This window comes from Stutzerimonas marianensis (assembly GCF_022810315.1).
Lineage (GTDB): Bacteria > Pseudomonadota > Gammaproteobacteria > Pseudomonadales > Pseudomonadaceae > Stutzerimonas > Stutzerimonas marianensis.
Genome location: NZ_JALGRD010000007.1, coordinates 1 through 12,720 on the forward strand (window position 1 = coordinate 1; position 12,720 = coordinate 12,720).

The window sequence follows — 12,720 nt, forward strand, 5'->3', positions numbered from 1 at the left end:
TTGGCTAATTGTTCAGCGTCTCCTTAGTCCTCGCAGCATATTCATGAGCGAAAGGCTCTTGTCTAATTCCATGAATGAGCTAACTACCTCTTTGTCTGTTAACTCAGGTAGCGGCCCCATCTTATTCTCGTGTGCTCTAGCAAGAACCTCACTTGCTAGTGCCATGGCCTGTTGGTAGCGATTGTCGCCTTCCTGGAATTTTGGCTGGCTTTCAGTAATGAAGCCAATTACCTCAACGGCGGTTGCCCAAGCATGTTGTATGTTGGTTCTGTATTGAATCTCTACATATAAGCCGCGCAGATGGTTGCCGGCATGGGAGTTTACATCGTATTCATATATATCATGAATTCCTCTATAGCCGGTGCTTTTCGGGTTCTTTATGTAGTCATATTTATCGGCTTCGTTTCTGCGTTTATGCTTGAAGCGGGCGGAATGGAAGACCTTTCTGAATTTTTGAAGCTCTTCGCAGGAGGGGAAAATCAAGCGACAACCCGCAATATCGTCCATGCGAGACAGTTCCATTTTTGGCAGTCGAAATAGCTTGCCAAAGATGGTGTTACGGCGCTTGTGCCTCTGTGCTACAGCTATTTTAGTTCCACGGGTTCGGTTTCTAAGAATGGCCTGGAAAGTATTAAGGACGGGGCGGTGGGCGGCGCGCCATGTTTCGATGACTAAAAAATCTTCATTGCTGGCTTCGCCAATACGCACCCGTGCTCCCGCTTTGTTCACGCGAGTTTTTGAACCGCCTGGGTACTTGAGTTCTCCACTCATATCACTTCCTTGAGAAATTCGTGCTGGAAGTATGAGGGCAACTAATGTCACCCTCCTATCTAGCGAATATCAATCCCAGCTCAACGCCCCACCCGTCTGATACTCAATAACCCGCGTCTCAAAGAAGTTCTTCTCCTTCTTCAAGTCCATGATCTCGCTCATCCACGGGAACGGGTTAGTAGTACCCGGATACTCTTCCTTCAACCCAATCTGCGTCAGGCGGCGGTTGGCGATGAACTTGAGGTAGTCCTCCATCATCGAGGCGTTCATGCCGAGGACGCCGCGGGGCATGGTGTCGCGGGCGTATTCGATTTCCAGCTGCGTGCCCTGAAGGATCATCTGGGTCGCTTCGTCCTTCATTGCGGCGTCCCACAGGTGTGGGTTTTCGATCTTGATCTGGTTGATCACGTCGATGCCGAAGTTCAGGTGCATGGACTCGTCACGCAGGATGTATTGGAACTGCTCGGCGGTGCCGGTCATCTTGTTGCGGCGGCCCATGGAGAGGATCTGGGTGAAGCCGCAGTAGAAAAAGATACCTTCCAGTACGCAGTAGTAGGCGATGAGGTTGCGCAGGAACTCTTTGTCCGTCTCGACGGTGCCGGTCTGGAAGGTCGGGTCGGAGATGGAGCGGGTGTACTTGAGGCCCCAGGAGGCTTTCTTCGCGACGCTCGGGATCTCGTGGTACATGTTGAAGATCTCGCCTTCATCCATGCCCAGCGATTCGATGCAGTACTGGTAGGCGTGGGTGTGGATCGCCTCTTCGAAGGCCTGGCGCAGGATGTACTGGCGGCACTCGGGGTTGGTGATCAGGCGGTACACGGCCAGCACGAGGTTGTTGGCGACCAGGCTGTCGGCGGTGGAGAAGAAGCCGAGGTTGCGCTTGACGATGCGGCGCTCGTCCTCGGAGAGGCCGTCCGGGCTCTTCCACAGGGCGATGTCGGCGTTCATGTTCACTTCCTGCGGCATCCAGTGGTTGGCGCAACCATCCAGATACTTCTGCCAGGCCCAGTCGTACTTGAAGGGGACGAGCTGGTTGAGGTCGGCGCGGGCGTTGATCATCTGCTTGTCGCCGACGTGAACACGGGCGGATTCGCCTTCCAGTTCGTCGAGGCCTTCCTGGATGTCGAGGTCGTCCAGGGCTTTCTTGGCGCGGGCAACGGCGGCGGAGTCGTCAGCGGCAACGGCACGGGCTTCTTCGACGGAGCCGGCGGCGTCCTGGTCGAGTTTGGCGGGGGCTTCGTTGCTGGCGGCAGCGGCTTGAGGGGCAGCGGGCGCGGCGGCAGTGGTGGTGTCTTCTTCGTCGAATTCGTCCCAGCTCAGCATGGCGGTTTCTCCTGATTGGGGACCGGCGCAGCCGGTCGGGAATGTTCTGGGCTTTTGTGTGTGCACGCAAAAGCGGGTGTTGTTGTGGGGAGGGTGGTGGTGCCCTGCGCCCTTTGTGTTCTGTATCAGGCCGGGTTTGGGCCCGGCCTTTGTGTTGTCTGGTGGGGCTTCTTGCCCCTCACCCTAGCCCTCTCCCCAGAGGGGAGAGGGGATTGGATTTGAGGTGGCCCTCGGCTATGCGTTAACTCGGCTGGTGAGTTGGTGGATAGCGGATCGCGAGCAAGGACTAGGCGTCCCCGACTAGGTGTCCCCCTCGCTCCTACAGGTCCGTGTTGAGCTAAAGCCTCGGAGGAGCGCTTTTCAGCGGCGGCTCGGTGCAAGCGGTTTCCAGAGCGAGGCAGCGCTAGGCGCCTGGCGGGTCGGAGCCCCTGAGCGTACGCATGTACGTGATGGGGGCCGGCCTGCCGGCAACAACGCGCGGTCCGCTCTGGGGACCGCGACTTGCTTATCTACTTATTGGCAGGCTTCGCAATCCGGTTCATCAATGGCACAGGCTTTTGGGACCGGTGCCGGACCTGCCGACATTTCTGGCGCTGGCGCGGCTTTCGCCGGAGCAGCACTGGCGCCGCTGTTGCCACCGCTGGACACGGCGTTGAGCTTGCCGGTGTTGACGGTGGACTTCTCGGTGCTGGTCGCGGCCAGGGCACGGAGGTAGTAGGTGGTCTTCAGGCCACGGTACCAGGCCATGCGGTAGGTCACGTCCAGCTTCTTGCCGCTGGCGCCGGCGATGTAGAGGTTCAGCGACTGGGCCTGGTCGATCCACTTCTGACGGCGGCTGGCGGCGTCGACGATCCACTTGGTTTCCACTTCGAAGGCGGTCGCGTAGAGGTCTTTCAACTCCTGCGGGATGCGCTCGATCTGCTGCACCGAACCGTCGTAGTACTTGAGGTCGTTGATCATGACCGCGTCCCACAGGCCGCGGGCCTTGAGGTCGCGAACCAGGTAGGGGTTGATCACGGTGAATTCGCCCGAGAGGTTCGATTTCACGTACAGGTTCTGGTACGTCGGCTCGATGGACTGCGACACGCCAGTGATGTTGGCGATGGTCGCGGTCGGTGCGATGGCCATGATGTTGGAGTTGCGGATGCCGTTCTTCACGCGCTCGCGCACCGGGGCCCAGTCGAGGGACTCGGTCAGGTCGACGTCGATGTACTTCTGGCCGCGTGCTTCGATGAGGATCTGCTGCGAATCCAGCGGCAGGATGCCCTTGCTCCACAGCGAGCCCTGGAAGCTCTGGTAGGCGCCACGCTCGTCGGCCAGGTCACAGGAGGCCTGGATGGCGTAGTAGCTGACCGCTTCCATGGACTTGTCGGCGAAGTCGATGGCGGCGTCGGAGCCGTAGGGGATGTGCTGCAGGTACAGCGCGTCCTGGAAGCCCATGATGCCCAGGCCCACCGGGCGATGCTTGAAGTTGGAGTTCTGCGCCTGCGGCACCGAGTAGTAGTTGATGTCGATGACGTTATCGAGCATGCGCACGGCGGTGCGTACGGTGCGGGCGAGCTTCTCGGTGTCGAGCTTGCCGTTGACGATGTGCTTGGGCAGGTTGATCGAGCCCAGGTTGCAGACGGCGATCTCGTCCTTGTTGGTGTTCAGCGTGATCTCGGTGCAGAGGTTGGAGCTGTGCACCACGCCGACGTGCTGCTGCGGGCTGCGCAGGTTGCACGGGTCCTTGAAGGTCAGCCATGGGTGGCCGGTTTCGAACAGCATCGAGAGCATCTTGCGCCAAAGGTCTTTGGCCTGGAGCGTCTTGTAGTTCTTGATCTTGCCGTACTCGATCAGGGCTTCGTAGTACTCGTAGCGCTCCTCGAAGGCCTTGCCGGTGAGGTCGTGCAGGTCCGGCACTTCGCTCGGCGAGAACAGGGTCCACTTGCCGTCGTCGAAGACGCGCTTCATGAACAGGTCGGGAATCCAGTTGGCGGTGTTCATGTCGTGGGTACGGCGACGGTCGTCACCGGTGTTCTTGCGCAGCTCGAGGAATTCCTCGATGTCCAGGTGCCAGGTTTCCAGGTAGGCGCAGACCGCGCCCTTGCGCTTGCCGCCCTGGTTGACCGCGACGGCGGTGTCGTTGACCACCTTCAGGAAGGGCACGACGCCCTGGGATTTGCCGTTGGTGCCCTTGATGTAGGCGCCCAGTGCGCGCACCGGGGTCCAGTCGTTGCCCAGGCCGCCGGCGAACTTGGAGAGCAGGGCGTTATCGCGGATGGCGTCGTAGATGCCGCCCAGGTCGTCCGGCACGGTGGTCAGGTAGCAGGAGGACAGCTGCGGACGCAGGGTGCCGGCATTGAACAGGGTCGGCGTGGAGGCCATGTAGTCGAAGGACGACAGCAGCTCGTAGAACTCGATGGCGCGGGCTTCGCGCTGTTCTTCCTCGATGGCCAGGCCCATGGCGACGCGCATGAAGAAGATCTGCGGCAGCTCGAAACGCACGCCGTCCTTGTGCAGGAAGTAGCGGTCGTAGAGGGTCTGCAGGCCGAGGTAGGTGAACTGCTGGTCCTGCTCGTGGTTGATCGCGGCGCCCAGCTTGGCCAGGTCGAATTCCTTCAGCCGCGGGTCGAGCAGTTCGAACTCGACGCCCTTTTCCACGTAGGCGGGCAGGGCCTTGGCGTAGAGGTCGGCCATTTCATGATGGGTGGCGGTCTCGGCGACGTCGAGGAAGCTCAGGGCCTCGGCACGCAGGGTGTCCATCAGCAGGCGAGCGGTGACGTAGGAGTAGTTCGGCTCGCGCTCGACGAGGGTCCGTGCGGTCATCACCAGGGCGGTGTTGACGTCGGTCTGCTCGACACCGTCGTAGAGGTTCTTCAGGGTTTCTTTCTGGATCAGGGCGCCATCGACTTCCTCGAGGCCTTCGCAGGCTTCGCTGATGATGGTGTTCAGGCGACCCAGGTCCAGCGGTGCCAGGCTGCCATCGGCGCGCTTGACGCGGATGCTCGGGTGGGCTTCGACCGGCGCTTCGGCCACGCCACGCTTGCGCTCCTGCGCGCGCGATTCGCGGTAGATGACGTAGTCGCGGGCGACCTTCTGCTCGCCGGCGCGCATCAGGGCCAGTTCGACCTGGTCCTGGATTTCCTCGATGTGGATGGTGCCGCCGGAGGGCATGCGGCGCTTGAAGGTGGCGGTGACCTGTTCGGTCAGGCGCTGCACGGTGTCGTGGATGCGAGACGAGGCGGAAGCGTTGTTGCCCTCCACCGCGAGAAAGGCCTTGGTGATGGCGACGGTGATCTTGTCATCGGTGTAGGGGACGACGGTGCCGTTGCGCTTGATCACGCGCAGCTGGCCCGGGGCCGTGGCGGCCAGGTCCAGTGCGCCATCGGCTGCCTGCGGGTTCTCGCGAATGGACTCGTTCTGCATGGGGTCTCCGGATTCTCTCTGTCTCGGTCGATCGTGGGTGTTGGGCCTGCCTCGTGGGCGGCCTCGTTCTCGTACGGTCTGGCATTGCATGAACCATGCCCCGGCGAACCGGCGCATGGGTCTGAAAAACGAAAACGATCCGACACCGGGCGGTGGCGAATCGAATGTCCCGAAGCATAGTCAGGCGTTGTTAAGTTCTCAACCTCGAAACACAAGATGTTGTGTGACGCATCTATCGCGTTCGCTATCGCTGGTCTTGACTGCAAGCAACGTCGGGCGCCGTAAACGCGGGCCCGCCGTGGCGGCTGACCACCTTCGGCGCGGGCCGGAGCCGGGTAAATGCCGGTGCAAAATTATTTTGCTTGCATTTTTCGGCGTTTGTGTCTGGCTCGCTGATTTCACCCAACATATGGGGTTGAAGCGCCCAAAGGCGACAAGATAGTGCCGGCTCCGACCCCGCGCAAGCGGCGTGAGCGGAACAACCTGTGGATAAGATGTGGGTGAACTGTGCGCCATTCGACGCACGCCGAGCAGTCATGGGGGCTGGAGGCATTCGGATGAAATGCGCCGCTCGAGGGCCGGTTTCGGGCCTCTGGGGGCCGTGGGCGCAAACACTATATGTGGTGTTTTGTCAAAGCCGGTTTTTCAGCGTTTTCACAACGAGCGGCCGGAGTTTTGACGGCGTGTCGGGCGCGATGGCGGGACGGTACTGGACGCTGCCCGTGGACGCCGCCCTGGCGCTACAATGCCGGGCCGTTGTCTGGGAGGGCGCGTGGTGGATCAAGAGTCGTGGAACATCCTGATTGTCGAAGATGACCAGCGGTTGGCCGAGCTGACCCGCGAATATCTGGAGAGCAACGGCCTGCAGGTGGCGATCGAGGCCGACGGCGCCGTTGCCGCCGAGCGCATCCTCCGTGACGGTCCCGATCTGGTCGTGCTCGACCTGATGCTGCCGGGTGAGGATGGCCTGAGCATCTGCCGCAAGGTTCGCCAGCGCTACGACGGCCCCATCCTGATGCTGACCGCGCGCGCCGATGACCTCGACCAGGTGCTGGGCCTGGAGATCGGCGCCGACGACTATGTCTGCAAACCGGTGCGGCCGCGCCTGCTGCTGGCGCGCATCCGCGCCCTGTTGCGTCGGCGCGAAGGCAGCGAGGCGGCGCCCGTGTCGCACAAGCGCCTGCAATACGGGCCCCTGGTGGTCGACAGTGCGCTGCGTGAAGCCTGGCTGCGCGGCGAAGGCATCGAGCTGACCGGTGCGGAGTTCGACCTGCTCTGGCTGCTGACGTCCAATCCCGGGCGCATCATGTCGCGCGAGCAGATCTTCGCCGAGCTGCGGGGCATCGAGTACGACGGCCAGGATCGCTCCATCGATGTGCGCATCTCGCGCATCCGGCCCAAGATTGGGGACGATCCCGATCATCCGCGCCTGATCAAGACCGTGCGCGGCAAGGGTTACCTGTTCGTTTCCGAAGCGGCCGAAGCGCTGCAGTGAAATCGATTTTCCTGCGCATCTACGGCGGCATGCTCGCCGTGCTGGTGCTGGTCGGCCTGCTCGGCACGCTCGGCCTGCAGCAGCTCAACGAGGTTCGTGCCGACCAGCACCGGGAAAGCCTCGCCGCCGGCACCTTTCGCCTGATGGCGCACAACATGCAGAGCATGACGCCCATCGAGCGGCGCCAGGCGGCGAATCTCTGGGGGCGCTTGCTGGGCATTCCGCTGCGCGTGCGGACGCTTGAGGACGTCAGCCTGGAGCCGCGGCTGGAAGCCCGGCTGCTTGCCGGCCAGGTGCTGGTCGAGCAGATGCGGCCGAACAGCGTGACGGTCTTTTCCCTGGTCAGTGCGGCGGACCGGCTGGTGCTGACCGGTGAGGTCGAGCAACTCAGCGAGCAGTTGGCGCGCGCGACCATTTACCTGCTGATCGACGAGCTGATCCGCTATCCCGAGGCCGAGCAGCCGCAGCGCCTGGCCGAGCTCAAGCAGACCCACGGGTTCGGTTATGAGCTGGAATTGCTGACGCGCAACAGCGCCAGCCTCGACGACGACCAGCGCCGCCGCCTGGACGAGGGCGATACGGTGATGGCCCTGGTGCGGGGCGGCGAGGCGATCCGTGTATTCGCTGCGATTGCCGGCACGCCCTGGATCATGTCGCTGGGGCCGTTGTATCAGCTCAACCCTTATCCGCCGCAACTGCTGGTCGCAATCGCCGTGCTCGGGCTGTCATTGATCGGCTTGACCGTCTACCTGCTGGTCCGCCAGCTCGAGCAGCGCATGCGGGTCGTCGAGCGCGCCGCCACGCGCATCGCCGGCGGCAATCTGGAAACCCGGGTGCCGGATGCCGGAACCGATTCCGTCGCGCGCCTGGCCCGGGCCTTCAACGGCATGGCGAGCCATCTGCAGCGATTGTTGGCCGTGCAACGCGAGATGGTCAGCGCCGTGGCGCATGAGCTGCGCACACCGGTGGCGCGCTTGCGCTTCGGTCTGGAGATGGCGGCGGACGCGCAGAGCCCGGAGGCCCGTGCCAAGTATCTCGTGGGCATGGACGGGGACATCGACGACCTGGACCGGCTGGTGGACGAGATGCTCGTCTATACGCGCCTGGAGCGGGGTTCGCCGGAGCTGAACTTCCAGCCCGTCGATCTCGGGGCGCTGGTCGATCAGGTGATCGGCGAGCTGGCGCCGTTGCGGGGGGATGTCCGGGTCGAGCGCGGGCCATGCAGCGTCGCACCGGACGGCGACAGCCTGGTCGATGCCGAGCCGCACTACCTGCGTCGGGCCTTGAGCAACTTGATCACCAACGCCATGCGCCATGCCGAAACCCGCGTGCAGGTGAGCTTCACGCTCGATGCCGAGCGCGCCACCCTGAGCGTCGAAGATGATGGCCCGGGCGTGCCGGAAGACGCCTGGGAGAAGGTGTTCACTCCATTCCTGCGGCTGGACGACAGCCGCACCCGGGCGTCAGGCGGGCATGGGCTGGGGCTGTCGATCGTGCGGCGGATCAGCTATTGGCATGGCGGGCGGTCGCATGTCGGACACAGCGAACTGGGCGGCGCGCGCTTCAGCCTGAGCTGGCCACGCAAGCGGGCGCGCTAGTCGTAGGGTCGAATGTATTCGCCGGCATCACGGACCCTGGGCGAACAAGTTCGCCCCTACAGGACAGCGCTTTGTAGGGTCGAGTTTATTTGTCCGATCGCGGGCAGCGCCTTGTAGGGTCGAATTTATTCGACCGCCCGTGGTTGAGCCTGGCGCGGAGCCACTGGGCGACCAAGTTCGCCCCCACGGAGGCAGCGCTCTGTAGGGTCGAATTTATTCGACCGCCCGGGGTTGAGCCTGGCGCGGAGCCTTTGGGCGACCACGTTCGCCCCCACGGGCCAGGGCTTTGCAGGGTCGAATTTATTCGACCGCCCGGGGTTGAGCCTGGCGCGGAGCCTTTGGGCGACCACGTTCGCCCCCACGGGGGCAGCGCGCTGTAGGGTCGAATTTATTCGACCAATCGCAGTTGAGTCTGGGGCGGAGCCTTTGGGCGACCACGTTCGCCCCTACGGGGCAGCGCTGTGTAGGGTCGAATTTATTCGACCGCCCGTGGTTGAGCCTGGCGCGGAGCCATTGGGCGAACACGTTCGCCCCTACAGGACAGCGCTTAGTAGGGTCGAATTTATTCGACCGCCCGTGGTTGAGCCTGGCGCGGAGCCACTGGGCGACCCAGTTCGCCCCCACGGAGGCAGCGCTCTGTAGGGTCGAATTTATTCGACCGACCACGGGTTGAGCCTGGCGCGGAGCCTTTGGGCGAACACGTTCGCCCCCACGGGACAGTGCTTTGCAGGGTCGAATTTATTCGACCGCCCGGGGTTGAGCCTGGCGCGGAGCCATTGGGCGAACACGTTCGCCCCTACGGGACAGCGCTTAGTAGGGTCGACTTTATTCGACCGACCACGGGTTGAGCCTGGCGCGGAGCCTGTGGGCGAACACGTTCGCCCCTACGGGACAGCGCTTAGTAGGGTCGACTTTATTCGACCGACCACGGGTTGAGCCTGGCGCGGAGCCTGTGGGCGAACACGTTCGCCCCTACGGGACAGCGCTTTGTAGGGTCGAATTTATTCGACCGACCGCGGTTGAGCCTGGCACGAGCCACTGGGCGAACAAGTTCGCCCCTCCGGGACAGCGCTTTGTAGGGTCGAATTTATTCGACCGCCCGTGGGTGAGCCTGGCGCGGAGCCTTTGGGCGAACACGTTCGCCCCTACGGGACAGCGCTTTGTAGGGTCGAATTTATTCGACCGCCCGTGGGTGAGCCTGGCGCGGAGCCTTTGGGCGAACACGTTCGCCCCTACGGGACAGCGCTTTGTAGGGTCGAATTTATTCGACCAATCGCGGGTTTGGTCTGACGCGGGCCTTTGGGCGAACAAGTTCGCCCCTACGGGCCAGTGCTTTGTAGGGTCGAATTTATTCGACCCATCGCGGGTTTGGTCTGACGCGGGCCTTTGGGCGAACACGTTCGCCCCTACGGGACAGTGCTTTGTAGGGTCGTATTTATTCGACCAATCGCGGGTTGAGTCTGGCGCGGAGCCTTTGGGCGAACACGTTCGCCCCTACGGGACAGTGCTTTGTAGGGTCGTATTTATTCGACCAATCGCGGGTTGAGTCTGGCGCGGAGCCTTTGGGCGAACACGTTCGCCCCTACGGGACAGTGCTTTGTAGGGTCGTATTTATTCGACCAATCGCGGGTTGAGTCTGGCGCGGAGCCTTTGGGCGAACAAGTTCGCCCCTACCGCAGCGACGGGCTATTCGGCGGGGATGTGGACGAGGCTCAGTAGGTAGTCGTCGAACTGTACGAACTGACCATCCAGCTCACTACCTGCGCGCCAGTCAGGAGTCAGGTTGGTGAGCAGGCGCAGTCGAGCCCGGCCCGTGTCGTCATGGTGGATCAGCTCGGCGTCGTGGAAATAGAAGCGCTTGTTCGCCAGCGGGTAGAGCGCCTTGAACAGGCTTTCCTTGATGGAAAAGGTCAGGGTCACCCGCAGCGCGCGGCTCGTTTCGTCCTGCTCCGCGTAGCCCTGCAGTTCCCTGGCGGTAAGGATTTCGCCGGCCAGACGGTCGGCGCGGGCTACCGGCAGCGTCTTTTCCACGTCCAGCCCCAGGCCCCGCCACTGCGTATGGCGCGCGGTGATGGCGGCCGCCCAGCCGGCGCCGTGCGTTATCGAGCCGACCGTGCCTTGCGGCCAACAGGGCGCGCGGTCATCGCCGATGGCCGGGATGGCGCCGGCACCGTTCATCACGCGCAGCGCTTCCCAGGCGCAGAGCCGCCCGGCGAGGTATTCGGCCTGCCGCTTGTTCACCCCTGCCATCGGTGGCACGCCCCAGCGCGTGAAGTCTTCGGGATCGAGGCGGGCAGGGTCGAAGCGGGTGCTGACCAGCCGTGCGCCGGGCACCGCGTGGCGGAATGGCCAGGCAGCGTCGAGCGGGGTGCAGTAGGCGGGCAGGGCGGGGCGTTCGGTCATGGCGCGTTAGTCTGCCTGATTCTCAGGACTGGGTCTGTCCGCCGTCGGCCGCCCAAGGATTCTGGGCGCGGCTTCGATGATCTGGCGCGACAGGTTCTCCATCCGCGGCGACTGTACCTTCCAGGTATGCCAATACAACGCGATATCCAATGGCGCGTCGGCGGCCAGGTCGACCACCTCGCCCTGTGCCAGGGCGTCTTCGAGCAGCAATTCGGGGACCATGCCGTAGCCCAGGCCGTAGCGGATGGCGTTGAAGTGCGGCTCGGCCCCGGGCACGTAGTGGCAGGGGTAGGCGCCTTCGGGCAGCCCCAGCTGGCGCAGCAGGAATGAGGACGTGAGGCTGTCCTTGCGGGTGTAGGCGACCACGGGCGCCCGGCGCGCCGCAGTGCGGTTCAGGCCATTGCCGAAGTGCTGTTGGCGGAAGGCGCTGGAGGCCACCAGGCGGTAGCGCATGCTGCCCAGCGCGCTGGCGGTGCAGCCACGCATGGGCTTGGGTTCGGTGCTGATGCAGCCGATCGCCAGGCCCGTTTCCAGCAGGTTGTAGGTGTGGTCCTGGTCTTCGACGGTCAGGTCCAGCAGGACGCGCTCGCGGATCAGCACTTCGGCCAGCGCGGGGAAGAACCAGGTGCCGAGGCTGTCGGCGTTGAGCGCGGCGACCACCACCAGCGGCGCATCGCTGCGTTCGGCCAGTTCGGCGAGCAGGTCGGCTTCCAGCAGCTTGGCGCGCTTGAGGTATTGCAGCAGGCGCTGGCCGGTCTCGGTCGGGCGGCAGGGACGGCTGCGCACCACCAGCGCGTTGCCCAGGGCACTTTCCAGCGCCCGCACACGCTGCGAGATCGCCGGTGGGGTGAGGTGCAGCTGCAGCGCTGCCTGTTCGAAGCTGCCGGTGCGGATGACCGCCCGAAAGGCCTCGGTCTGCCTCGGGTCGAGATTCAAGAGGGTTCGCCTTGAATAAGTAAATATTTGTATAGCCTACATTTGCTTAGCCAGGCCGATTTTTCCGAAGTGTGCCCCATAATTGCGCGCCTTTCATTCCTCATGCCCCTTTTTGGAGTCGCGCCATGGATCTGCTCCACACGATTTACCTGATCGCGATCACGGCCGAAGCCATGTCGGGCGCCATCATGGGCATGCGCCGGGGGATGGACCTGTTCGGCATCTGCCTTCTGGGCACCGTCACGGCGCTGGGCGGTGGCACCGCGCGCGATGTGCTGCTCGGTCACTATCCGGTCGGTTGGATCGCCAACCCGGAATACCTGGCCTTCACCGTGGGTGCAGCGATCGTCACCGCGATGGTGGCGCGGCACATGCATCACCTGCGGCAGGTGTTCCTGCTCGTCGATGGGCTTGGGTTGGTGGCCTTCACCGTGATCGGCTGCGGCGTGGCGATGGAGATGGGCGTGCACCTGTCGATCGTCGTGCTGGCGGGCGTCATCACGGGCGTGTTTGGCGGCCTGCTGCGCGACATCCTCTGCAACGAGGTGCCCATGGTGCTGCAGCGCGAGCTGTACGCGACCGTGGCCTTGTTCACCGGCGTGCTTTATGTCGGGTTGCTCTGGCTGGGTGTCAGCAACACCATCGCGTCGCTGGCGACGCTGTGCGCAGGGTTCCTGTTCCGCGTGCTGGCGATGACCTTCCACTGGAAGTTGCCGGATTTCCAGGGCCGGGACATTCGCGGCCTGGATTGACCGGCAAGCCGGATGCGCCCCGTCGCCAGAGGGT

At 63.3% G+C, this 12,720-nt stretch carries 8 protein-coding genes; 3 read left to right on the plus strand and 5 right to left on the minus strand.

The window, feature by feature from the left end; genetic code table 11:
* Window positions 1-12: 12 nt before the first annotated feature.
* From MST27_RS13000 to MST27_RS13010, 3 genes are all read right to left on the minus strand, one after another.
* Window positions 13-771, minus strand: coding sequence for a RelA/SpoT domain-containing protein (locus MST27_RS13000; protein WP_243606372.1), 759 nt, complete (start codon window positions 769-771; stop codon window positions 13-15).
* 69 nt (window positions 772-840) lie between these two features.
* Window positions 841-2,094, minus strand: coding sequence for a ribonucleotide-diphosphate reductase subunit beta (locus MST27_RS13005; protein ID WP_243606373.1), 1,254 nt, complete (start codon window positions 2,092-2,094; stop codon window positions 841-843).
* A 513-nt stretch (window positions 2,095-2,607) separates the two neighbouring features.
* Window positions 2,608-5,502: a ribonucleoside-diphosphate reductase subunit alpha gene (locus MST27_RS13010; RefSeq protein WP_243606374.1), complete on the minus strand. Its 2,895-nt coding sequence runs from the start codon at window positions 5,500-5,502 to the stop codon at window positions 2,608-2,610.
* A gap of 775 nt (window positions 5,503-6,277) precedes the next feature.
* Between MST27_RS13010 and MST27_RS13015 the strand changes: the two genes are divergently transcribed.
* Both MST27_RS13015 and MST27_RS13020 read left to right on the plus strand, forming a co-directional pair.
* On the plus strand, window positions 6,278-6,997 hold the full coding sequence (locus tag MST27_RS13015) for a winged helix-turn-helix domain-containing protein (protein ID WP_243606375.1): 720 nt from the start codon (window positions 6,278-6,280) through the stop codon (window positions 6,995-6,997).
* The gene (locus MST27_RS13020; RefSeq protein WP_243606376.1) at window positions 6,994-8,595 is read left to right on the plus strand and encodes an ATP-binding protein; all 1,602 of its coding nucleotides are present in this window, start codon (window positions 6,994-6,996) and stop codon (window positions 8,593-8,595) included. The genes MST27_RS13015 and MST27_RS13020 overlap by 4 nt, the downstream gene beginning before the upstream one ends.
* A 1,686-nt stretch (window positions 8,596-10,281) precedes the next feature.
* Here MST27_RS13020 and MST27_RS13025 read toward each other — a convergent pair.
* Window positions 10,282-10,998: a 4'-phosphopantetheinyl transferase family protein gene (locus tag MST27_RS13025; protein WP_243606377.1), complete on the minus strand. Its 717-nt coding sequence runs from the start codon at window positions 10,996-10,998 to the stop codon at window positions 10,282-10,284.
* 6 nt (window positions 10,999-11,004) lie between these two features.
* Complete coding sequence (locus MST27_RS13030) at window positions 11,005-11,934, minus strand: HTH-type transcriptional regulator ArgP (protein WP_243606378.1); 930 nt, start codon at window positions 11,932-11,934, stop codon at window positions 11,005-11,007.
* Between the two features lie 125 nt (window positions 11,935-12,059).
* Between MST27_RS13030 and MST27_RS13035 the strand changes: the two genes are divergently transcribed.
* On the plus strand, window positions 12,060-12,686 hold the full coding sequence (locus MST27_RS13035) for a trimeric intracellular cation channel family protein (RefSeq protein ID WP_243606379.1): 627 nt from the start codon (window positions 12,060-12,062) through the stop codon (window positions 12,684-12,686).
* The last annotated feature ends 34 nt before the right edge of the window (window positions 12,687-12,720 follow it).

Coding starts and splice junctions, on each gene's coding strand:
- MST27_RS13000 (WP_243606372.1), bottom strand. CDS start 771: ATGAGTGGAGAACTCAAGTACCCAGGCGGTTCAAAAACTCGCGTGAAC.
- MST27_RS13005 (WP_243606373.1), bottom strand. CDS start 2,094: ATGCTGAGCTGGGACGAATTCGACGAAGAAGACACCACCACTGCCGCC.
- MST27_RS13010 (WP_243606374.1), bottom strand. CDS start 5,502: ATGCAGAACGAGTCCATTCGCGAGAACCCGCAGGCAGCCGATGGCGCA.
- MST27_RS13025 (WP_243606377.1), bottom strand. CDS start 10,998: ATGACCGAACGCCCCGCCCTGCCCGCCTACTGCACCCCGCTCGACGCT.
- MST27_RS13035 (WP_243606379.1), top strand. CDS start 12,060: ATGGATCTGCTCCACACGATTTACCTGATCGCGATCACGGCCGAAGCC.